Annotated in this window: 22 protein-coding genes; 8 read left to right on the top strand and 14 right to left on the bottom strand. The window is 58.4% G+C overall.

Translation table 11 applies throughout. The annotated features are described in order from the left end of the window. Positions 1-76: 76 nt before the first annotated feature. The 4 genes from GOW98_RS04790 to GOW98_RS04775 form a co-directional block, all read right to left on the bottom strand. Complete coding sequence (locus GOW98_RS04790) at positions 77-2,437, bottom strand: xanthine dehydrogenase family protein molybdopterin-binding subunit (RefSeq protein ID WP_170329937.1); 2,361 nt, start codon at positions 2,435-2,437, stop codon at positions 77-79. Between the two features lie 80 nt (positions 2,438-2,517). Next, positions 2,518-3,003 carry a (2Fe-2S)-binding protein gene (locus GOW98_RS04785; RefSeq protein ID WP_170329936.1) on the bottom strand — a complete coding sequence of 162 codons (486 nt, stop codon included), beginning with the start codon at positions 3,001-3,003 and terminating at the stop codon, positions 2,518-2,520. Positions 3,004-3,154: 151 nt separating this feature from the next. After that, positions 3,155-4,156, bottom strand: a complete 1,002-nt coding sequence (locus GOW98_RS04780) for a molybdopterin-binding protein (protein ID WP_170329935.1) — start codon at positions 4,154-4,156, stop codon at positions 3,155-3,157. Further along, positions 4,153-5,121, bottom strand: coding sequence for an XdhC family protein (locus GOW98_RS04775; protein WP_170329934.1), 969 nt, complete (start codon positions 5,119-5,121; stop codon positions 4,153-4,155). The genes GOW98_RS04780 and GOW98_RS04775 overlap by 4 nt, the downstream gene beginning before the upstream one ends. Before the next feature lie 234 nt (positions 5,122-5,355). On the opposite strand from GOW98_RS04775, the gene GOW98_RS04770 reads away from it, so the two are divergent. After that, entirely contained in the window at positions 5,356-5,859 is a 504-nt protein-coding gene (locus GOW98_RS04770; protein WP_170329933.1) for a hypothetical protein, read from the top strand. Here GOW98_RS04770 and GOW98_RS04765 read toward each other — a convergent pair whose 3' ends face one another. Both GOW98_RS04765 and GOW98_RS04760 read right to left on the bottom strand, forming a co-directional pair. Next, a complete protein-coding gene (locus GOW98_RS04765; protein WP_170329932.1) occupies positions 5,860-7,116 on the bottom strand; it encodes a vWA domain-containing protein in 1,257 nt (418 codons plus the stop codon). It abuts the gene before it with no gap. A 58-nt stretch (positions 7,117-7,174) separates the two neighbouring features. Further along, on the bottom strand, positions 7,175-8,083 hold the full coding sequence (locus GOW98_RS04760; RefSeq protein ID WP_170329931.1) for an AAA family ATPase: 909 nt from the start codon (positions 8,081-8,083) through the stop codon (positions 7,175-7,177). 136 nt (positions 8,084-8,219) lie between these two features. Here GOW98_RS04760 and pyrC point away from each other — a divergent pair, with 136 nt between their 5' ends. After that, a complete protein-coding gene (gene pyrC / locus GOW98_RS04755; protein WP_170329930.1) occupies positions 8,220-9,257 on the top strand; it encodes a dihydroorotase in 1,038 nt (345 codons plus the stop codon). Here pyrC and GOW98_RS04750 read toward each other — a convergent pair. After that, a complete protein-coding gene (locus GOW98_RS04750; RefSeq protein ID WP_170329929.1) occupies positions 9,254-10,549 on the bottom strand; it encodes an MmgE/PrpD family protein in 1,296 nt (431 codons plus the stop codon). The genes pyrC and GOW98_RS04750 overlap by 4 nt on opposite strands. A 37-nt stretch (positions 10,550-10,586) precedes the next feature. Next, a complete protein-coding gene (locus GOW98_RS04745; RefSeq protein WP_170329928.1) occupies positions 10,587-11,033 on the bottom strand; it encodes a type II toxin-antitoxin system RatA family toxin in 447 nt (148 codons plus the stop codon). 72 nt (positions 11,034-11,105) lie between these two features. On the opposite strand from GOW98_RS04745, the gene hpt reads away from it, so the two are divergent. Further along, positions 11,106-11,648 carry a hypoxanthine phosphoribosyltransferase gene (gene hpt / locus GOW98_RS04740; protein WP_058281442.1) on the top strand — a complete coding sequence of 181 codons (543 nt, stop codon included), beginning with the start codon at positions 11,106-11,108 and terminating at the stop codon, positions 11,646-11,648. Here the strand turns inward: hpt and GOW98_RS04735 are convergent. Then, the gene (locus GOW98_RS04735; protein WP_170329927.1) at positions 11,635-12,792 is read right to left on the bottom strand and encodes an amidohydrolase; all 1,158 of its coding nucleotides are present in this window, start codon (positions 12,790-12,792) and stop codon (positions 11,635-11,637) included. The genes hpt and GOW98_RS04735 overlap by 14 nt on opposite strands. After that, positions 12,789-13,739, bottom strand: a complete 951-nt coding sequence (gene lipA, locus GOW98_RS04730) for a lipoyl synthase (protein WP_170329926.1) — start codon at positions 13,737-13,739, stop codon at positions 12,789-12,791. The genes GOW98_RS04735 and lipA overlap by 4 nt, the downstream gene beginning before the upstream one ends. Before the next feature lie 264 nt (positions 13,740-14,003). Between lipA and GOW98_RS04725 the strand changes: the two genes are divergently transcribed. After that, positions 14,004-14,552, top strand: coding sequence for a peroxiredoxin (locus GOW98_RS04725; RefSeq protein ID WP_170329925.1), 549 nt, complete (start codon positions 14,004-14,006; stop codon positions 14,550-14,552). A gap of 52 nt (positions 14,553-14,604) precedes the next feature. Here GOW98_RS04725 and GOW98_RS04720 read toward each other — a convergent pair whose 3' ends face one another. Beyond that, positions 14,605-15,528, bottom strand: a complete 924-nt coding sequence (locus GOW98_RS04720; RefSeq protein WP_170329924.1) for a hydrogen peroxide-inducible genes activator — start codon at positions 15,526-15,528, stop codon at positions 14,605-14,607. Positions 15,529-15,572: 44 nt separating this feature from the next. Continuing rightward, on the bottom strand, positions 15,573-16,682 hold the full coding sequence (locus tag GOW98_RS04715; protein WP_170329923.1) for a DUF6456 domain-containing protein: 1,110 nt from the start codon (positions 16,680-16,682) through the stop codon (positions 15,573-15,575). Between the two features lie 241 nt (positions 16,683-16,923). Here GOW98_RS04715 and GOW98_RS04710 point away from each other — a divergent pair, with 241 nt between their 5' ends. Continuing rightward, a complete protein-coding gene (locus tag GOW98_RS04710; RefSeq protein ID WP_170329922.1) occupies positions 16,924-17,223 on the top strand; it encodes a DUF6477 family protein in 300 nt (99 codons plus the stop codon). Here the strand turns inward: GOW98_RS04710 and GOW98_RS04705 are convergent, their stop codons facing one another. Next, complete coding sequence (locus tag GOW98_RS04705) at positions 17,224-18,765, bottom strand: trimethylamine methyltransferase family protein (RefSeq protein ID WP_170329921.1); 1,542 nt, start codon at positions 18,763-18,765, stop codon at positions 17,224-17,226. A gap of 154 nt (positions 18,766-18,919) precedes the next feature. Between GOW98_RS04705 and GOW98_RS04700 the strand changes: the two genes are divergently transcribed. After that, complete coding sequence (locus GOW98_RS04700; RefSeq protein WP_170329920.1) at positions 18,920-19,621, top strand: DUF2270 domain-containing protein; 702 nt, start codon at positions 18,920-18,922, stop codon at positions 19,619-19,621. An 8-nt stretch (positions 19,622-19,629) separates the two neighbouring features. Here GOW98_RS04700 and GOW98_RS04695 read toward each other — a convergent pair whose 3' ends face one another. Beyond that, positions 19,630-20,067 carry a GNAT family N-acetyltransferase gene (locus GOW98_RS04695; RefSeq protein ID WP_170329919.1) on the bottom strand — a complete coding sequence of 146 codons (438 nt, stop codon included), beginning with the start codon at positions 20,065-20,067 and terminating at the stop codon, positions 19,630-19,632. Positions 20,068-20,148: 81 nt separating this feature from the next. Between GOW98_RS04695 and guaA the strand changes: the two genes are divergently transcribed. Next, on the top strand, positions 20,149-21,708 hold the full coding sequence (gene guaA / locus GOW98_RS04690; RefSeq protein ID WP_170329918.1) for a glutamine-hydrolyzing GMP synthase: 1,560 nt from the start codon (positions 20,149-20,151) through the stop codon (positions 21,706-21,708). Between the two features lie 86 nt (positions 21,709-21,794). After that, entirely contained in the window at positions 21,795-22,697 is a 903-nt protein-coding gene (locus GOW98_RS04685) for a DMT family transporter (RefSeq protein ID WP_170329917.1), read from the top strand. Positions 22,698-22,749 lie beyond the last annotated feature (52 nt).

Genomic DNA, 22,749 nt, shown 5'->3' with positions numbered 1-22,749 from the left:
CTCCTTTGCCCTTCATCTTTTTGGAAATACTCCGGGGAGCGCGAGGGGCCGGCCCCTCGCACCCCAACCTCTCAACTCAGCTGTTCATCGCCGCCCAGACGCGCGACGGGCTTACCGGCATGTCGATGTGGTCGATCGCCTTACCGCCCGAATTCATCGCATCCAGAACCGCGTTGACCACCGCTGGCGGCGAGCCGATCGCACCAGCCTCACCACAGCCCTTCACACCCAGCGGGTTATGCGTACAGGGCGTCTGGCTGGAATGATCGACGCCATAGAACGGCACGTCATCCGCACGCGGCATGGCGTAATCCATATAGGATGCGCTCAACAGCTGGCCGTTCTCGTCATAGGCGCAGTTCTCAAGCAACGCCTGACCTATGCCCTGACCAATACCGCCATGCACCTGACCATCGACGATCATCGGGTTGACGATGTTCCCAAAGTCATCGGCGGCGGTGAAGGCCTCGATGGTAACCTGACCAGTCTCGGGGTCCACTTCGACCTCACAAGCATATGCGCCGGCCGGGAAGGTGAAGTTGGCCGGGTCGTAGAACGCGGTTTCCTCCAGCCCAGGCTCGACCTCCAGAGGATAGTTATGCGGCACATAGGCAGTCAGAGTCACATCGCCCCAAGCGACCGACTTGTCGGTGCCCGCGACGCTGAACTGACCGTCTTTCAGCTCAATATCCGCCTCAGACGCCTCCAACAGATGCGCCGCGATCCTTTTGGCCTTCTCGATCACCTTCTCGGTTGCCTTGACCATGGCCGAACCACAAACCGCCAATGACCGGGAACCATAGGTGCCCATGCCAAACGGGATCTTTGAAGTATCGCCATGCACGATCTCAACCATCGACTCGTCGATACCGATCATGTCGGCGACAACCTGCGGAAAGGCTGTCTCGTGCCCCTGCCCGTGACTGTGGGCCCCGACCATGACGCTGATCGAGCCGGTGGCGTTTACCCGAACGGTCGCCGCATCATAGAGACCTGCGCGGGCCCCCAGCATACCGACGATGTTTGAAGGTGCGATGCCGCAAGCCTCAATATAGCAGTTGACGCCCAAACCACGCAGCTTGCCCTTGGCCTCGCTCTCCGCACGACGCGCGGCAAAGCCTGCCAAATCGGCGGCGGCCTCAAGCTTGTCCATCGTCCCGTTGTAATCCCCAGTGTCGTAGGTCAGTGCTACCGGCGTGTCATAAGGGAACTGGGTGACGAAGTTCTGGCGGCGCAGCGCAATCGGATCGACGCCCAGTTCACGCGCAGCTTTGTCCACGACACGCTCCAACTGATAGGTCGCCTCGGGGCGGCCAGCGCCACGATAGGCATCCACCGGCACCGTGTTGGTGAACATCGCCTTCACATTCACCTGAATGACCGGCGTCTTGTAGTTACCCGCCATCAACGTGCCATGCAGCCAGGTCGGAACCGAACTGGAGAAGGTCGACAGATATGCGCCCAGATTGGCAAAAGTGTTGGTGCGCAGGCCGATAAAGTTATTGTCGGCATCCAGCGCCAGTTCGATCTTGCTGACATGGTCGCGACCATGGGCATCTGACATGAACGCTTCGGACCGGCTTGATGTCCATTTGACGGGTCGGTTGCAGGCCTTGGCGGCAAAGGTACAGAACGCCTCTTCCGCATAGTGGAAAATTTTGGTGCCGAACCCGCCACCTACATCCGGGGCCACCACACGCACTTTGTGCTCAGGCAAGCCCAGCACAAAGGCGCACATCAGCAGGCGGATCACATGCGGATTTTGCGAGGTGGTATAAAGCGTGTACTCATCCGTCCCACGCTTGTACTCACCCACCGCCACGCGCGGTTCCATCGGGTTGGCGACCAGGCGGTTGTTCACCAGATCCAGAGTGGTCACGTGCGCCGCGTTAGCAAAGACCTCATTCACCTTGGCGTCATCGGTCTCACCCAGCTGCCAGTCATAGCAGATGTTATTCTTCAGATCGTCATGGACCAGCGTCGCGCCATCTTGCGCGGCGGCTTTCATGTCGATCACGGCGGGCAGTTCTTCGATATCTACATCGATTGCCTCGGCCGCGTCACGGGCCTGTTCCAGGCTGTCGGCCACAACGGCTGCAATTGGGTCGCCCACATGGCGTACCTTGCCTTGCGCCAGAATCGGGTGCGGCGGCTCTTGCATCGGCGCGCCGTGTTTGTCGGTCACTTCCCAGCCGCAGGGCATCCCGCCCACGCCTTCGAAATCTTTGCCGGTGAACACCTTGACCACGCCGGGCATGGCCTCAGCCGCCGATGTATCCACGTTGTTCAAACGACCATGCGCGATATCCGAGCGTAGAAAATACACATAAGCCTGTCCGGCCACGTTAATGTCGTCGGTATAATTGCCCGCTCCGGTCAGAAAGCGTACGTCCTCGCGCCGCTTGGAACTGGCTCCGATGCCACTGTCTTTGGGCATTGCTTGTTCTCCTCCCATAAACGGATGCTGATGCACCCTATGTCATCCCACGGGCGTCTCCTCTTACGCCCGCAGTGGCATCATTCTGCAGCGATGCTGCCCGCGTCCTGACCGGATGCGGCCATGATCGCCTTGACGATATTGTGGTAGCCGGTGCAGCGGCACAGATTGCCTTCCAGATACTTGCGGATCTCTGCTTCGGTCGGGCGCGGGTTATCCTTCAGCAGCGCTGCGGCGCTCATCACCATGCCCGGTGTACAGAAGCCGCACTGAAGACCATGATGATCCTGAAACGCCTGCTGGATCACGTTCAGTGAGCCATCTTCGTTTGCCTGACCTTCGATCGTGCCGACATCGGCCCCATCAGCCTCAAGCGCCAGCATGTTACAGGATTTGACCGCCTCGCCATTCACGTGAACCACACACGCGCCACATTGCGCGGTATCGCAGCCCACATGGGTTCCGGTCAGCGACAGGTGATCACGCAGAAAGCTGGACAGAAGCGTCCGGCCCTCGACATCACCGCTCACGGATTTTCCGTTCACGGTCATTGAGACCTGTGTCATATGTTCCTCCCAAAATGAAACTCTCCCTGCGCCGAGTTAAACACGGGAAAATTTGTTTGAGAACAAAAATATTTAGCGACTGTTTTGGTCGGTCATCCGGACGATCGCCAATATCTATTTCGTTGAACCGGAAAGGCAAATAACCGCAGCTTTACCCTTTTCGCCCTGCCCTTGGTTGCGGTCGCGTCGGGATTTCCTTGAGCAGTCCGCCGACCCCCATTGCAGCAATATCCGCGCCAGTCGTTTTGATGCCGCAGGCCACGCGCGACAGGACCCAATCCGCCCCGTTCAATGCTGGAGATCGTGCACATCCCGGCAACCCGATCACCGGGCGTTCGCCAAGTGCCCCCAAAAACAGCAGGTTCCCCGGATCAACCGGCATGCCAAAACGGTCTACCTGCCCACCCGCAGCGCGCACCGCCTCAGGCGCGACGTCAGAAACATCCGAGGTGGCCGAGCCGGTCAGGATCATCAACACCTCGCCCCGCGTTTCCCCGATTGCGGTCGCAAGTGCTTCGGTCCGGTGTGGTACAACACGCACATCGGCCAACTCCAACCCAAGCGCCTCTACCCGCCCCTGAATGGCGGCGATGCCTTTCTCGTTTGGCGGTCCACCGGGGATGTCGGTGACCACAAGACCGGCGTTTCGGTAGACGGGTGTGTCCAGATGGATAGCGCGCTGTGCCAGTCGCGACACCTCAAGTACGTCGCCCCCCGGTACTGCGTAGGAAATCACCTTGATCGTCGCAACCATGCCGCCTGCGTTCATCTGTTGGTATTGCGGCACGGTGGCTACAGTTATCATCGGGTTGACTTGATTGAACGCCTCAAGCGCCGCGACATCCAGCACCGCGACACCCGGACCATCCGCCAACAGGTTCACCCTTCCGGTGAAGGGTTGCGTCAAGCGCAAGGCTGCTGCTTTGGGATCAGGGACCAGAGCGTCGGCCAGCATCCCGGCCGCTTTGTCTTCGTGGCAATCACCGGGATCAAGTCGGGCAACCGTGACGGAACTGTGCCCAGCATCCGCCAATGCCTTCTGATGCTCGGCTGTCAACAACAGACCCTTGCGCAGTTTGGTGTCTCCGGCCTTTACAGAGTGCGCCAAGATCGCTCCGGTAGCCTGATCAACGGGAACTGAGCCGAATTTCACGCTTTGCCCCGCAAAACGGCGGTCATCTGAGCCAGAATGGATACCGCGATTTCCGATGGGTCCGCAGCGCCGATGTCCAAACCAATCGGCCCGTGAATGCGCGCAATCTGTTCGTCGGTGAAACCGGCCTCTTTCATCCTCGCCACACGTTTGGCATGGGTCCGGGTCGAGCCCAGAGCACCAATATAGAAGACATTTGCCTTCAGTGCAGATTGCAGCGCCGGATCGTCCAGCTTGGGGTCATGGGTCAACAACACCACCGCAGTCCGCGCGTCCATCCCAAGTTTGGCAACCGCTTCGTCCGGCCAGTCTGTCAGGATTGTCTCACCAGGGAAACGCGCGTTGGACGCGAAGGCATCGCGCGGGTCGATGATGGCCGGGTCGTATCCGGCGATCCGCGCCATCGGCACCAAGGCCTGCGCGATATGCACCGCGCCGACTATAATCAGCCGCAGCGGCGGGTTGTGCACCGCGACGAACGTCTGTCCGTTTTCCTCGAACCCTGACCGATCCATACGCAATCGGTCGGCATAGGCCTTGCGCCGCAGCGCGCGGTGTCCGGTTTCGATATTCACCTCATAGGCCACGGGCTCACGCCGGGCACGAGCCTCGACCAGTTCGCGCAACATGGTTTCGGGCAGCACCCTTCCAACAGGTTCGACCAGAACCCGAATAGTACCGCCACAAGCCAGCCCTACGGCAAAGGCGTCCTCATCGCTGACGCCAAACTCCAACAGCCGCGCTTCGCCTTCGTCGATCGCCTCTAGGGCCTCGACCACAACCGCGCCTTCGACACATCCACCTGAGACTGACCCTTCGATGCGACCGTCACCACCGATGACGAGCTGAGCCCCGACACGCCGAGGCGCGCTGCCCCAGGTCTCTACCACCGTGGCCAAGGCAACAGGTCTTCCTTCACTGTACCAGCGCAAGGCCGTTTCTGAGCTGTTGTCGAATCTGTCCATTGCACCCTCCCGGAGTGTACTGACCCAACATAGGCAGGTTTGGCCGGATGAAAAGGAACCGATACTTCCGGATTTCTGCAAACACGCTAAATAGCTGAACCTTTGGTGCAAACCAGCCTGGATTTCTGGTATTTCCGCAAGGGATTGATTGTCAATCAACCTGATTCTAGCCTACACGCGCATACGGTGCATTCCGGTATGCGCATATTTATTTTTCACAAGGGAGACAGAGAGTTGAAACGCATTTTTACACTCGGAACAGCAATCGGACTGCTGGCTTCAACCGCAGTCAGCGCGGATACTTTCCTGCGTTACGGTGAGGTTGAAGGATGGAAAGTCTTCATCGATCAAGACAAGAAGTCCTGCCTGATCGAGGCGGTGGACGACGCTGAGAACGTGGTTCAGATGGGTCTGACCGAAGACCGCAGTGTTGGCTATGTGGGTGTATTCACCAAGGCCAAGACCGACATTAAACGCGGCGAGAAAGAAGCCGTAGCCATCCTGCTGGGCGACAACATCTATCTGGGTGAAGCCACCGGCATGAAAGGCAACATCACCAAAGGGTATTCTGGCGGATATGTTCTGTCCGACGACCCTCAGTTCGCGGATGACATCGCCAAGCAGAAGGTCATGGTCGTGTTTCCTGAGAAAGAGTTTGCCTTCACTGTCGATCTGACTGGCACCTACAAGGCCATGGAAATGGCGCGTAAGTGCAACGAAGAACAGGTGGGTGGCTAATCACCCCGAAAGCGCGGTCATCAGCCGCGCTTTCTCTCCCACGTCGTCGGGTTGCGAGATTACGGCGGCAAGATCCTCCAAAGACGCGATCGAGTGACCTGCGCGAAAGCTGTCCACATGCGGCAGCATCGCCGCTACACCCTGAGCCTTCGGGGCAAACCCGTCCCAGCGAAGCAACGGGTTGAGCCAGATCAGGCGGCGCGAAGACAGGTGTAGCCGCTCAATCTCTTTCCCAAGTGCCTCGGGATCGCCTCGGTCCAGACCGTCCGAGATCAGCAGCACCACCGCACCCTGCCCCATGACCCGCCGTGACCAGTCGCGATTAAAGGCGTGCAGACATTCTCCGATACGCGTGCCGCCCTCCCAATCCTGCGCTTCGGCCCCAGCCGCAGCCAAAGCCGCGTCGACGTCCCGTTGATTCAGATGACGCGTGATGTTGGTTAAACGAGTTCCGAAGGTGAAAGCATGGACCTTGGCCCATCCGGCCCCTTTGGCGTTCGAAACGGTGTGCAGGAAATGCAGGATGATCCGACTGTACTGGCTCATTGACCCCGAGATATCGCAGAGCACCACGAGGTTGGGCCAACGGGGTTTGGGTTTTAGCTGCGCAATTTCGTGCAATTCCCCACCCTGACGCATGGCGGAGCGCAAAGTACGCGCACGGTCTATACGGTGGCCAAGGTGACTGGCTTGCCCGCGACGCGACTCGATGGGTTTCACCGGAAGGGTCATCCGCGCCAGTATACGTTTGGCCTGAGCAATCTCAGCGGTGCTCATCTGTTCGAAATCAAGGCTGCGCAACCGTTCCTCGGATGATGCGGTTTGTGAGGCATCAATCTCAAGCTCGGTTTCCTCTTCGGACTCGGACGGTTCCGAAAGGTCACGTTCGACGCCGTCTAGCAAGGCCTCAGCCGCGCGTTTTTCGGCGGCATCGGCTTTGCGCTCTTCCTGTACACCCCGAATGGCGGGCAGCATCATCGCCATCATGTGTTCCATGTAACGCGGATCGCGCCAGTACAGCCGAAAGACCTGTGCGAACACTGTCCGATGCTCGGGCCGGTTCACGAAACAGGCGTGCAGGGTCCAGTAGAAATCCCGCTTTTCGGTGAAGCCTGCGGCCTGCACCGCCCGAATCGCATCAACCACCCGACCCGTTCCAATCGGCAACCCGGCTTTCCGCAACGCTCGAGCAAAATGCGTGATATTCTGTGCGAGTTTGGGGTTATCCGGGATATCGATAGGGAGTTGTTCGGCCACTATCGTTCATGGGGGCGCTGCCCCCATACCCCCAAAGTATTTGGAAAAAGATAAAGCATCAGGCGGGCTCCAGCGTTGCTTTCGCCTCATCCAGAATCCGTTTTGCCTCGGACCCCTGTAGTTTCTGGATATCGTCCTGGTATTTAAGGATCGCACCCAGCGTGTCGCCGATCACTTCAGGGCTGAGGTTGATAACGTCCAGCGCCAACAGGCACTTGGCCCAGTCGATGGTCTCGGCCACGCCGGGTTTTTTGAACAGGTCTTCGGTGCGCAGGTGCTGAACGAAGGCGACCACCTCGCGACTGAGCGCCTCGGCAGCTTCAGGTGCGCGGGCGTGCAGGATTTGAATTTCGCGTTCAAAATCGGGGTAGTCGACCCAGTGGTACAGGCAGCGGCGTTTCAGCGCATCATGCACTTCGCGTGTTCTGTTCGAGGTGAGGATGACAATGGGCGGTTCTGGCGCTTTGACGGTACCGAGTTCTGGAATGGTGACCTGAAAATCACTGAGGGCCTCCAGCAGAAAGGCTTCAAACGGTTCATCCGTACGGTCCAACTCGTCAATCAACAGAACGGGGGCACCGCTTTCATCCGGGCGCATGGCCTGCAGCAACGGGCGTTCGATCAGATATTCATCCGAGAACAACTCAGTTTGCAACGCGTTGCGGTCTGCACCGCCAGAAGCTTCCGCTGTACGGATCGCTACCATCTGTGCGGGAAAGTTCCATTCGTAGACGGCCGAGGACGCATCCAACCCTTCGTAACATTGCAGCCGGATCAGGCGACGGTTCAGACCTGAGGCCAATGCTTTGGCTATTTCGGTCTTGCCCACCCCGGCTTCCCCTTCCAGAAACAGCGGGCGTCCGAGTTTCAGTGATAGGAACACTACCGTGGCCAGCGCACGGCCGCAGACATAGCCCTGCGCGTCCAGCATGTTCTGAACGGCGTCGATGGAATTTGGCTGCGTCATATTCAAATCTCTCCCTCGCCACAAAAGGTCACGGCAGCGCACGCACGTCAAGACCATGGTCTTTCCGGGACTTACGGCGATCCGGCGCGTTGACAAGGTCTTTCCCGGCGGCGGCCTGTGTGATAGCGGAGGCGCCATGACCGATAGCATCACGATCCGCCGCCCCGACGACTGGCACCTGCACCTGCGCGATGGCGCGATGTTGCAGGCCGTCCTGCCCGAAACCGCGCGCCATTTTGGCCGTGCGATCATCATGCCCAACCTCGTGCCGCCAGTGGTGCGCGGTGATCAGGCCGCCACTTATCGCGACCGCATCATGGCCGCGCTGCCCGAGGGCATGACGTTCGAACCGCTGATGACCCTCTACCTGACAGAGGATACGGATGCGGATGATGTAGCCGCCGCCCACGCCAGCGGATTGGTCAAGGCGGTCAAGCTGTACCCGGCGGGTGCCACGACCAACTCGGCCTCGGGAGTACGGGATTTCGACAAGGTGCGCCCGGTCCTGGAAAAGATGGCCGAGATCGGTCTGCCCATGTGTGTCCACGGCGAAGTCACCGATGCCGAGATCGACATCTTTGACCGCGAGGCCGTGTTTATCGACCGCGTTCTGGACCCGATCCGCAAGGCCACTCCGGGCCTGCGTGTGGTGATGGAGCATATCACTACCGCCAACGGCGTAGACTACGTAAAGGCCAACGAGACCGATCTGGGCGCGACCATCACCGCGCACCATCTGATCATCAACCGCAACCACATTCTGGTGGGCGGCATAAAGCCGCATTACTACTGCCTGCCCGTCGCCAAGCGGGAGGAACACCGGCTGGCGTTGCTGGCCGCTGCGACCTCGGGAGATAAGCGGTATTTCCTCGGCACGGACAGCGCGCCGCATACTGATGCAAACAAGGAAATGGCCTGTGGCTGCGCCGGTTGCTTTACGGCCACAAACACCATGTCGCTGGTGGCCGAAATGTTCGACCGCGAAGGCGCATTGGACAAGCTGGAAGGGTTTGTTTCGCTGAACGGGCCAGCGTTCTACGGCCTGCCGGTGAACGACGACACCATCACCCTGACCAAGGGCGCGCCGGTTGAATACCCCGACAAGATCGAGTCCGAAGATGGTCCGGTGACTGTCTTCGAGCCGGGCTTCCCGCTGCACTGGCGCGTGGTTTAAACCGCCAGTCTTTTTGCCAGATCGCGGGCGCGACCACCGGTGCGCAGCATCGACCAGATCGCGTCCGCCTCTTCTTCTCCGATCAGCTTGGCGGCCTTGCCGCGCACCCGATCTTCACGGTCCGATAGACTCATAGGTGTCAAAAGATCGTGAGTTACCTCAAGCCGAGCGCCGTCACGGCGCAATAGGGTAAGATGCGCTTGCGTTTCTGAAAGCGTTTCATCCGCCTCTACAGACACCCGGTCCCGCAGGGATTTCAGGCGCGGATCTGCGCAGACCTTGTCGGTGTAGCTGCCGGGCAGCGCCGTGTCATAGCCAAGAGCTTGCATCGCAATCACCGTTCTGTACGAGAACTTGGCCCCCAAACCGGTGGTCGGAGACATCTGGTTGCACACGCTCATCCAACGCGGATGGGTCTTGATCTTGATCTCGGCCACCTCGGGTTCGGCGATGTCCAGATCACGAGCGGCCTCAAGCGCGGCGTGCAGGCCGTGGCAGCAGGCGTGGAACTTGTGGCTGATGCTTTCGAACAACCACTCCTCACCCAGCCCAGCCAAAGCGGCTGGCGCGTCCCCCTCGCCTTTATGCGTCGTGCCAAAGCCGTACGGCCCCTCCAACGCGTCCATGTTGGGCTCGAAACCCTTTGCGATCAACAAAGCGGTTTCAACCCCGGTCGAGGCTGCAAGACCCGCGTTATACGGTTTACCCATAGTGCCGAACTGTGCCTTGAGGCCAGCGGCCCGGGTCGCCGTTAGCCCCAACACTTTCCGCATTTGTGTGACGTCAAAACCAAGAACGCGACCCGCCGCCACGGCGGCCCCAAATGCACCGGCCGTGGCGGTCTGGTGAAACCCCGCCTGATAATGATCTCGGCCCAGCCACAGACCCATGCGGATCGAGACCTCCATCCCCACCAACGCGGCCTCGAGGAAATCGACGAGAATTCGATCATCCCATTCGCTCAGAGCCAAGGCCGCGGGCAATACAGCAACGGAAGGATGGCCGATATGTGCAAAATGGGTGTCATCGTAGTCCAGCGCATGCGACACGGTGCCGTTGACTAGGGCCGCCCCACGCATCGGAGCCGCTCCGCCACCAAATAGATGCGATTGCGTCGCACCCTCTTCGCCCAACACAAGATCACGTACGGCTTTTGAAACCGGCTCATCAACTCCGGCGCGTCCCACGGCAATCCAGTCCAACACGGAAAGTGAGGTAACGACCCGCGTCTGCAAGGTTGTCTCGACCGAGCCTGCTGCGAATGCGGCCAGTGAAGTAGAAAAATCGCTCATGGGCGCAGTCTAGCGTGCGCCATTTGCGGGTAAAGACCTAGTCGTACAAATCCGCGGCACGAGCCTCGAACGCCTGAACGATCCGGTGCATGGCCTCGTTGAAAACGACGCCGATGATGCCCTGCAGGATGGCGTTCTTGAATTCGAAGTCCACGTGGAAAGACACATTACACCCGTCCTCGGGCGCGTCCGCGAACTGCCAGTCGGACTTCATGTATTTGAACGGACCGTCTAGATATTCGGTGTCGATCTTCATCTGATCGGGGAACAGCGTCACCCGGCTGCCGAACCGTTCGCGGAACACCTTGAACGAAATGACCAGATCCGCCTCCATCACCTGCGCCTCACCAGCGGCATAGGTCCGACGGATACGGGCGGCGGCACACCAGGGAAGAAACTCGGGGTACTTCGCCACATCCGCGATCAGGTCGTACATCTGCTGCGCCGTATACGGCAGGTGGCGGGTTTCCGAATGAGTAGGCATGGCGTCCGGTATTAACAGGTGACAATGGCGCGTGATTTCGTATGTTGCGCGCCAAAGATCAAGGGGGCAGCGATGAGCGACCGTGCATATGTGATAGATGAGATGATCTCGGCTAAGGCCATCGCCGCCCGGATCGAGGAGCTATGCCGCGAAATTAGCACCGAATACAAAGACACCGACAAGCTAGTCGTGGTCGGCCTGCTGCGCGGCAGTTTCGTCTTTATCGCCGACCTTGTGCGCGAGCTGGACCTGCCAATCGAGGTGGATTTCCTGGAGGCATCTTCGTACGGTGATTCAATGGAAAGCAGTCGAGAGGTGCGCATTCTCAAAGACTTACGCGGCGCAATTGAAGGGCGTGATGTGCTGGTTGTCGAAGATATCGTCGATACGGGCCACACGCTGAACCACGTCACCCATTTGCTGCAAAGCCGTATGCCGAAGCGTCTGAAATCCATCGCCTTGTTGGACAAACCTAGCCGGCGCGAGGTTGATTTCCGGTCCGACTGGATCGGATTCGAGATTCCCGATGAATTTGTCGTGGGTTATGGAATCGACTACGCACAGCGCAATCGCAACTTGCCGTTCATCGGTAAAGTGCGCTTTACCGAGGATTGATCGGGTCCAGCACCTGTTGAATGGCGTTTACGAAAACTCCGGTTCCGACCGGGATCAGCGCATCCGGGAAATCGTAATCCGGATTGTGCAGTTGTGGATGGTCTTCACCCGACCCCAGCCAGAACATCGCCGCTTTGGCACCTTTGCCAAACTGCCCGAAATCTTCCGAGAACTTCTGCGGGTTTGGCGTCACTTCACAGGACACACCTGAATTCGTGCAAGACGCGCTTAGGATGTCGACGGCGTCAGGCGCGTTCACACAGGCTTCGAAAACATCTTCATAGGTGATCTCATAACCCAACCCTTGATCTGCTGCCGCCTGCGAAACCAGCGCTTCTGCCTCATCGATCAGGCTTTGCATACGCGCGTCCGCGACAGTGCGCAGGGTTACCCACAGCTCGGCTTGGCCCGGCGCAACGCCAAAGATTGGCTCGCCCAGATTGACATGCGTCACGGTCGTCAGCGCGAAATCGGCATCCAGAGAGCCACCCCTGCCCAACTGGGCCATTTGCGGCATCAGTGTCGACAATGCCCCTGCTGGTGAGACCCCATCTTGGGGCGCCGCCGCGTGCGAGGTTTTGCCCGCCAAAACAACCTTCATTCCGCGCGATGCGCAGTTCGCCGGGCCTTCACATAGCTGTACGTCCCCCAAGGCCAGCCCGGGCAGATTATGAAGTGAAAACACATAATCCGGCGCGATTTCGGGAAACTTAGGATCCGCCCGATAGGCGATGGCGCCCTGCCCGGTTTCCTCGGCGGGTTGAAAAATCAAAACCACTCGGCCGTGCTGTGGGCGATTTTGGTTCAGATGGTCGGCCACACCCAGAACCATCACCATATGCCCGTCGTGACCGCACAGATGACCTTTGCCCGACATACGGGATGCATAGGCCGCATTGGATAGTTCCCGAATGGGCAACCCATCAAGCTCACATCGAATGGCAACCGTCGGACCAGCCTGCCCGCTGTCGAACACACCTGCAACTCCGTGGCCGCCGATACCGGTCAACACCTGATCTGCACCACGGTCGCGCAACTCGCCCGCGATCCGAGCTGCCGTTTGCTCTTCTTGTCCAGAAAGTTCCGGGGCCTGGTGCAGTTCGTGACGCAGGCGCATAAGCCGCGCAAGTTTGTCAGGTGTCACCCTTGCTCCAACTTCTTTTGGCGTGCATCGCGCAGGCGGGCAAAGTCGTCGCCTGCGTGGTAGGACGACCGGGTTAGCGGAGTCGCAGATACCATCAGAAAGCCCTTGCCATAGGCCGCTTTCTCATAGGATGCGAATTCCTCCGGCGTGACAAATCGGTCAACGCCGTGGTGTTTAGGCGTGGGCTGCAGGTATTGGCCGATGGTCAGGAAATCGATGTCAGCAGCGCGCATGTCATCCATGACCTGACGAACCTGCTGTTCATCTTCGCCAAGCCCAACCATGATACCGGATTTGGTAAAGATCGACGGGTCCTGTTCCTTGACCCGCTGCAACACGCGCAGCGAGTGGAAATAGCGCGCGCCGGGGCGCACCTCGGGGTACAGGCCAGGTACAGTTTCGAGATTGTGGTTGAACACGTCAGGCTTGGCCTCGACCACAACTTCGAGAACCGATGGATCGCACTTCAGAAAATCCGGCGTCAGAATTTCAATAGTCGTTTTAGGCGAACGATGCCGAACCGCGCGAATGGTCTGCGCGAAATGCTCCGCCCCGCCATCAGTCAGGTCATCCCGGTCCACAGACGTAATGACCACGTGGTTAAGGCCCAGCTTCTGCACCGCATGTGCCACGCGTCCGGGTTCGAACGCATCCAGATCATCCGGGCGACCAGTGGCGATGTTGCAGAAGGTGCAGCCACGAGTACAAATCTCGCCCATGATCATCATGGTGGCGTGGCCCTGGCTCCAACACTCGCCGACATTCGGGCAACCGGCTTCTTCGCAGACGGTCACGAGGTTGTTCTCGCGCATGATCTTGTGGGTTTCGGCATACCCTTTTCCACCCGGAGCCTTCACGCGAATCCATTTCGGCTTTTTCGGCTGCGCATTGTCCTGGCGATGCGCCTTTTCGGGATGACGTTGTTCGGGGATCTTCAGATCACGCACGGTCGGCTTTCCTGACTTTGGGTCAATTTGCTTTGACATAATATAAACTGCAGCGCTTAGCTACGCCACCCGTGCATAGCTGCCATAACAGCGCACTATGCATTTGCAGAAAAACACCGGACAAACCCCGGCAAAATACTATTGAAAACAGTCCGCTTTGCGGTATCCGCCAGAATTCGCGTTTGCGGCAACAATAGCGTTGAAGCCAATTTAGAACTGTTTTAAATCTGCAGTAGTTCACACATGAATCACAGGAACTTGAGCATGAAATCCGGTACCAAACTGCCTGACGTAACCTTTCACACCCGCGTCCGTGACGAGGCCATCGAAGGTCCCAACCCGTTCCGTTGGGAAGACAAGACCACTGCAGATTACTTTGCCGGCAAACGGGTGATCCTGTTCTCGCTGCCCGGTGCGTTCACCCCCACCTGTTCGACCTACCAGCTGCCCGGTTTTGAAAACGGTCATGCCGAATTCAAGGAAAAAGGCATCGACGAGATTTACTGCATGTCGGTGAATGACAGCTTTGTCATGAACAAATGGGCGCGGGATCAGGGCCTGGAAAACGTCAAGGTGATCCCGGATGGTTCGGGCGAGTTCACCCGCAAGATGGGCATGCTGGTCGACAAGGACAACCTGGGCTTTGGCATGCGCTCGTGGCGCTATGCCGCCATTGTCAACAACGGCGTCGTCGAGGCATGGTTCGAAGAGCCCGGCCTGATGGACAACTGCCCTGAAGACCCCTATGGCGTGTCCTCGCCGGAAAATCTGAAAAAGCACCTGGACGAAGTCAAGGAACCGGCTCTGGCCTAAGCTTTTCTACGATCCAAAACAAAAGGCCCGCCATCGGCGGGTCTTTTCTTTTTCAGGCGCGTGTCGCGTTCACGATATCTTCGCCGACCCGCTGAATGACCTCAGCCAGACCGTCGAACCAACCCTCTCGACCGGATGACACACGCCGCACCAGACCAACCGTCCGTGCGGGTTGAGGCTTGCCGAAACGCATTAATTTTAACCCGGGCACAGCTTCGGATTCCGAGCGCGCCGCAAGCTCGGGCATCAGGGTCAGGCCAAAGCCTTCGGCCACCAGTCGCGACAGGGTTGCCAGCGAAGACGCGCCCATGTTGATCAGCCCGCTGCTGCGATCCTGCCCACAGACCTCAAGCGCCTGATCGGTCAGGCAGTGGCCATCATCCAGCAACATCAACTGCGCGGTTTGTAGGTCCAATGGCCGAAGGGCCTCGGGGTTTGTTGCCATTCCCTGCAGGCGCGCCGTGCTACCGGCCAGAAGAAACCGATCCTGAAACAGGGGCAGTTCGAACAGCTCATTTCCCCCAACCGGCAGAGCCACGACCCCAGCGTCGATTTCCCCGGCACGCAACATATTCAGCAGCCGCTCGGTCCTGGCCTCGCGTACTTGCACTCGCAGCGACACGTCCGAGGCGCGCAACCCAGCCAGAACGCCGGGCAGCAAATACGGCGCAATCGTCGGGATGATGCCAATCGCAAGCGATCTGTGCCCACCCGAGCGATCCCTGGCAAATTGGTCAAGCCTGTCTGCGGCCCCCAAAACCTGACGCGCATGGTCCAGCACATCGCGCCCCAACGGAGTCAGTAGGATGTCGCGGGCCTGACGTTCGAAAAGCGGGCCGCCCAAGCTCTCTTCCAGCGCCTTGATCTGTACGGACAAAGCGGGTTGAGAAACATGGCAGGTCTGCGCCGCCCGGCCGAAATTTCGTTGTTCGGCGACGGCGCTGAAATACTGCAACTGTCTGAGGGTGAAATTCATAACCTGTGATTATCACTTGATCGCACGAACGCAACCAAAACATATCACCCGATCATGCGATTACGCTCTGACTGGCATTCGTAATGCCGCTTGAGTCGCTGCAGCGCGATCCGCAGCACGATCTTACCCGACCGCGCCGACCAGCCCATTCGTTTTTCTGCCAGCTCCAACCCTTCGAGGTAACAGCAGCAGCGTAGCGCCACGTCGCTCAGTCCCGGCCCGAGATCCGAAAGCGCACGCTCCACGCGATCCCGCGCATCGGACGAGCCCCGCCCGCCATGCGCCTCGCTTTTGAAACTGCCGCGCCCTCCGGCGGTCAGGAAATGGTCCCAGTTCTGCGCGACTTGTGGGCCGATTTGTGCCAACTCAAAATCCTCACGCAGACGTTCACCCGCAGCCACCAGCGATTCATCCAGAAACGGTTTGCCATCCTGGTCCCGTCGGCGTGCCAAGGCAATCAGAGGGCTTTCAGCCGCACTGTAGCGAATACGTCTTGGCCGAACCGCTTTTGCAGACGTGCGCTGCCCCGGTGCCAATTGCGCCTGAAATGTCGCCTGCGCCTCGGCCATGCCAAATTCACTACGCTCGCGCGCCTTGTTCTCGGCCTCGGCAATCAAACAGCTCAGCGCGGCCCGACCCGCCGACGAAATCCGATAGCGTGAAATTCGACCCGGATTGTCACAGGAAATCCAGTCCTTCAAGGCCAGCGCCTGCGCGATCCTGCATTCCACTACGGCCGTTCTGGTGGCCCCGGTGTCGCCGGTGTCGCGGACCACAACGGCCTTGTCCATTTCCTCGGCCACCGCAAGGACCGACCCCGTTTCACACAACCGGCGTAGAATCCGCAGGGCTTCACGGTTGAATTCCTCGTCCCTGGCAGCTGCGGTTTCCTCTTGAGTGGTCGTGAAGGTGTCACCCCCACCCGCATCCGGATCAGTAAAATGCGTCTCGGCCAACGATTGCAGCGCAGCGTCCACCAAAGGATCGTCCCGGCGCATTTCGATCCGTCTGATCTGTCTGAGAATGGTTGAAGCATGGCACCCCGCGGATCGCGCGATGTCGCGGATCGACTGGCCGGTCTCTGTGTGGGCAAGATATCTCTGCGCCCCCTCAGGTACCCAAGCCGGAATGGTGAAAGCCATGTTATTTTCCATAGTTCCTTGCCCTCGTCGAAACAAAAATCTGTTCTCAATCGCCCCCGATGAGTTTGTTAACCAATTCTAACTAGAGTTGCTTTCGTTACTCGTTCGTTAACCCACGGGGACAAGAACCAGATTTGATTCAAAAACATAAACACTCATGAAGTCAGAGTTCGGCGCGAACCCAATCAAGGCAACACCCGTTTGGGTTGTGTGACAAAAGGAGCGACTTCCACTCGAATAAGGACCCCCCGAGATGCAAGACTTGATGACGATGATTAGCACCCTCCGCCGTCCCCGCCTGTTGGCTCGGGCCGCGAAATTTGGGGCGCAGGACTATGATCGGGACCGTCATCTGCAACGTATTCTGGGATACGGCTCGCTGCCAGGCACCGGCGCAGCACTGGTTCGACTGATGGAAATGGAACGAGAGGTTAACGCGCAGAGATTAGAGGAAGACGCGGCCTATTCCTTGGTGCGCCATCTGGATCTGTTGATCGCGTTGTTGGGCGAAGCGCAGCTGTATCAGGCCAGCCGCGCCTCGCAATATCAGTAATCAGGTGAAAGCATCCGGCATGGATGCTTTCTTTTCCGCCACGTATTCGCTCAGCGCGGCGTTGATTTCCGGGTCGAGTTGCGGCTGCTGGTAGTTGGCCAGCAGATGCTCGACCCGAGCAGCGGCCAGAGTCCGCGTATCGCGCCCACCTTCGTCTTCCCAGGTCTCGAACGGCTTGTAGTCCAGCACTTCGCTTTTCCAGAACGCCTCTTTGAAGTTGGCCTGAGTATGCGCGCAACCCAGATAGTGGCCGCCGGGGCCAACTTCGCGGATTGCATCCATGGCCTGCGCATTCTCGTCATAGGTAATGCCTTTGGCCAGACCGTGCAGAACGCCCAATTGATCAGCATCCATGACGAACTTCTCAAAGTCCGCAACCAGACCGCCTTCCAGCCAGCCGCATGAGTGCAGCATGAAGTTCACACCGGACATCAGGCCCATGTTCAGCGAATTCGCGGTTTCATATGCCGCCTGCGCATCCGGTAGTTTCGAGCCGCAGAACGACCCGGCCGAACGGAACGGCAGGTTCAGACGCCGCGCCAGCTGACCTGCGCCATAGGTAACCAGAGACGCCTCGGGGGTGCCAAAGGTTGGCGCGCCCGAGTTCATGTCGATCGACGACACGAAGGCACCAAAGATCGCAGGCGCACCCGGACGGATGATCTGGCTGTATGCCACTCCGGCCAGAACCTCGGCCAGTACCTGTGTCAACGTACCTGCCACCGAAACCGGTGCCATCGCACCGCCGACGATAAAGGGCGAGATGATGCAGGCCTGATTGTTTGCCGCATAAACCTCTAGCGAGCCCATCATCACGTCGTCGAAGGTCATCGGCGAGTTGATGTTGGTCAGCGAGGTCATGACAGTGTTTTCCTGCACGAACTCTTTGCCGAACAGGATCCCGCACATATCAACCGAATGCTGCGCGCGGCTGGGATCTGTAACCGAGCCCATGAACGGCTTGTCCGACAGGGTCATGTGCGCCATCAGCATGTCCAGGTGACGCTTATTCACCGGAACGTCGGTCGGTTCGCAAACAGTCCCGCCCGAGTGGTGCAGCCACTTGGACATATAGGCCAGTTTCACGAACTTGTTGAAGTCGTCCATGGTCGCATAACGGCGACCGCCATGGATATCGCGCACAAACGGAGGACCGTAGACCGGCGCCAGAACCAGGTTGCGGCCGCCAATGACAACCGATTTCTCGGGGTTGCGGGCGTGCTGGGTAAACTGGCTGGGCGCCGTCTTGATCAGCTCACGCGCCAGGCCGCGCGGGATGCGCACGCGCTCACCGTCGACATCGGCGCCAGCGTCTTTCCAACGCTGCAGCGCACCCGGGTTGTCAACAAAGTTGACGCCGACCTCGGCCAGAATGGTTTCCGCATTGGCCTCGATGATCTCCAACGCCTCTTCGTTGAGAACCTCGAAATTCGGAATGTTCCGTTCGATGTATTTCGCGGTTTCGATACGAACCGCGGTGCGCTCGGCCCGCCGGGCGGCTCCGCCACCGCCTCTGGCTCTGCGTCGGTTTGCCTCTGCCATGAGATAGCCCCGTTGTAATGTTCACGTTGCAGATTGTGTTACCGGAACAGCAGTTCACATCAGAAGTGGATTGCGGCGCAATAGGGGTAAAAGCGACATGATTGTCCGTTCAGTTTTGTTTTGACCCTTCTCCCTTGATGCTCATGATAGAGACATGAAATCGGAATCGCAAAATTTACCGTCCACCGAAATTGAGCGAAAAACCCTTGATGCGGCCGAAATTGGCGCCGTTGCGCACCTTTACCGAGGCGAGGTTTACCGAAGCACCATCTGGCGCACGCGCTTGGATACAACGACGAACTGGGCAGTTGTTACGCTGGGTGTTGCACTGTCTATTTCCTTTTCTTCACCCGAAGCTTCCCCCCTGCCACTGGTGCTTGTCGGCGTTCTTATCATCCTGTTCCTCATGCTCGAAGCGCGACGCTATCGATATTTCAACGTGTGGCGCGCGCGGGCCCGTTGGCTTGAGACCCATTTCTATGCACCGTTACTTTATGATGGCGACCTGCACATGGAGGAGAACTGGCAAAAAGTTCTGGCACAGGACTATTTGCATCCGCGCTACCACGTCAGTCTGATGATCGCGATCGGTCGCCGAATTCGCAGGAACTATCTTTGGATTCTGCTGATCCAAAGTCTTGCTTTCTGCGTCAAAATCTCAGTTCACCCTACTCCGGTTGCAAATTTACCTCAGGCTATCGACCGTGCGGATGTAGGACCAATTCCCGGTGAGGTTCTCATTGTAACCGGTATTTTCTATATCCTGTGCTGGTCCGTGATCGCAATCTGGAGCTACCGTGCGGACGTCAGCCGCGCCTCGCATCGCGGGAGAGAAAAGTCTGAATCAATGGGCTAGGAGCAAGTTCAGATCGCTTTTTTCATCTCGACTGAATTGCCGCTGATTTCCGTTTCAAACCAACCCAGATGCGCATAGATCGCGCGTGTATCCCGCATCTGACGGTGGGTTCGCAAAACAATTTGCATGCATCCAGCCTCACGCGCTTCGGATTCGGCCCTTACCAACAGTTTTCCGGCAATCCCCTGCCCTTGTGCCTTTGGCGAAACAGCCAGATTGAAAATCTTCATCTCGGTATCCAGCATGTCGAAGATGACAACCCCTGCCAACCCGGCATCTGTCATAGCCAAAACCACCCGATGATCCGAGATATCCTGCTCAATGCCTGCCGTCACATCTGGTAGATCGGCTATAGTTTTACGCGCACTAGAATAAGCCGCCGCTATACAATCAGTGATCGCCTCTGCATCTTCCTGTGTCGCGTTCACGAAGCGAATGTCGGTCATTGATCCGATCTCCCTCTCTATCTGTCAGGAAACACCTTCATAACGCTTGCACATAGCCGCCGCGCGACCTAAGAGCCAGTCATGAGCCAGACATCCCATGACCGCCTTCTGATCATCGACTTCGGCAGCCAGGTGACGCAGCTGATCGCACGCCGCCTGCGCGAGTTGAATGTCTATTGTGAAATCCACCCCTACCAGAATGTCACGATGGACTTTGTGCGCGAAATGGCGCCCAAGGCCGTGATCTTCTCGGGCGGGCCGGACAGCGTGACGCGCGAGGGTTCTCCCCGCGCCCCGCAAGAGATTTTTGACTATGGCGTGCCGATCCTTGGCATCTGCTATGGCCAACAAGTAATGATGCACCAGTTGGGCGGTAAGGTCGAAAGTGGCCATGGCACCGCCGAGTTCGGGCGTGCCTTTGTCACGCCGAAAGGTCAGCTGGACATTCTGGACGGCTGGTTCGCCGACGGTGACGAGCAGGTCTGGATGAGCCACGGCGACCACGTCAGCGAAATCGCCCCGGGGTTTGAGGTCTTCGGCACCTCCCCAAACGCGCCATTCGCGATCACGGCCGACACCAGCCGCCACTTCTACGCCGTACAGTTCCACCCCGAGGTCCACCACACCCCGAAAGGCGCGAAGCTGTATGAGAACTTCGTAAAACTGGCCGGGTTCAGCGGCGACTGGACCATGGGCGCCTACCGCGACGAGATGATCCGCAAAATCCGCGAGCAGGTCGGCGACAAGAAGGTCATTTGCGGCCTGTCCGGCGGTGTCGACAGCTCGGTCGCGGCAATCCTGATTCACGAGGCGATTGGCGATCAGTTGACCTGTGTGTTCGTTGACCACGGGTTGCTGCGCAAGAACGAGGCGCAGGAAGTCGTCGGCATGTTCCGCGACAACTACAACATTCAGTTGATCCATGCGGATGAAAGCGAACTGTTCTTGGGTGAGCTGGACGGCCAGTCCGACCCGGAAACCAAGCGCAAGATCATCGGCAAGCTTTTCATCGACGTGTTCCAGAAACACGCCGACACCATCGAAGGCGCCGAGTTCCTGGCGCAAGGCACGCTCTATCCCGACGTGATCGAATCGGTCTCATTCTCGGGCGGTCCGTCGGTCACCATCAAATCGCACCACAATGTGGGTGGCCTGCCCGAAAAGATGGGCCTGAAGCTGGTCGAACCCCTGCGTGAACTATTCAAGGACGAGGTCCGCGCCCTTGGCCGTGAACTCGGCCTGCCGCAGAGCTTTATTGGCCGCCACCCCTTCCCCGGCCCGGGTCTGGCAATCCGCTGCCCCGGCGAGATCACCCGCGAGAAGCTGGAAATCCTGCGCGAGGCCGATGCGGTCTATATCGACCAGATTCGCAAACACGGGCTGTACGACGAGATTTGGCAGGCCTTTGTCGCTATCCTGCCCGTCCGCACAGTGGGTGTGATGGGCGACGGCCGGACCTATGACTACGCCTGCGCCATGCGGGCGGTGACCTCGGTCGATGGCATGACTGCCGATTACTACCCGTTCACTCACGAGTTCCTTGGCGAAACCGCCACGCGGATTATCAATGAGGTCAAGGGCATCAACCGATGCACTTACGACATCACCTCGAAACCTCCGGGAACGATCGAGTGGGAATAACAAATGGGAATGACAAAAAGCCGGGCAATGTCCCGGCTTTTTTGTTTAAGTTCAGCCACAAACCAACGATTCCCACAGGCAGGTGAATGGACAGCAGTAAACCGCAGATCGGCAAAGCCGCGCTTTGGATGACCGGGGCAATTGCCTCATTCTCATCCATGGCCGTCGCTGGACGAGAGCTGAGCGTAACGCATGATACCTTCGAGATCATGTTCTACCGCAGCCTTGTCGGCATCTGTGTCGTCGCGCTGGTCCTGACACTGGCTGGAAAGTGGCATCAGGTCTCTACACACAGGCTGGGTCTGCATGGTATTCGGAACCTGATGCATTTCACCGGCCAGAACCTGTGGTTCTACGCGGTCTCGGTGATCCCTCTAGCTCAGGTTTTTGCGCTGGAGTTTACCCAGCCCATCTGGGTCATTCTGCTGTCTCCGCTGCTGCTGAAGGAACGCCTGACCCCAGTTCGCGTCTTGTCTGCGCTGATCGGTTTCACAGGTATCCTGATCGTCGCGCGCCCCGGAGCAGTACCAATAAGCACCGGCGTTATTATGGCTGCTCTTTCGGCGGTTTTCTTCGCTCTGACAACCATCTCCACCAAGACTTTGACGCGGTTTGCCAGCATTGGCTGCATCATGTTCTGGCTGACCGTCATGCAGGCATTTTTGGGACTGATCGCGGCGGGCATCGACGGGCAAATTACCCTGCCCACTCCGGCCACTGCACCTTTCCTTTTGCTTGTAGGGTTTGCAGGCTTGCTGGCCCACTATTGCATCACAAACGCCTTGGCCATCGCCCCCGCCACTGTCGTGGTTCCGTTCGATTTTGCCCGTCTGCCTACGATCGCGGTGGTGGGAACGATTCTGTATCAAGAACCACTGGATCTTTGGACCCTTTTGGGCGCTGCAGTGATATTCTCTGGTATATTTTTGAACGTTCAGGCCGAAAATCGTAACAGTTTGGCAACAGAATCCCGGCACTCTCATAAGTAGTAACGCACCGTCACCGGTTGACGGTTAAACACGGGTAAAGAAAGTATCGAGC

It is taken from the genome of Ruegeria arenilitoris, from assembly GCF_013032445.1.
GTDB classification, from domain to species: domain Bacteria; phylum Pseudomonadota; class Alphaproteobacteria; order Rhodobacterales; family Rhodobacteraceae; genus Ruegeria; species Ruegeria arenilitoris_F.
Note: the sequence above shows the minus strand (reverse complement) of the source record. Positions and strands in the feature narration are given on the sequence as shown.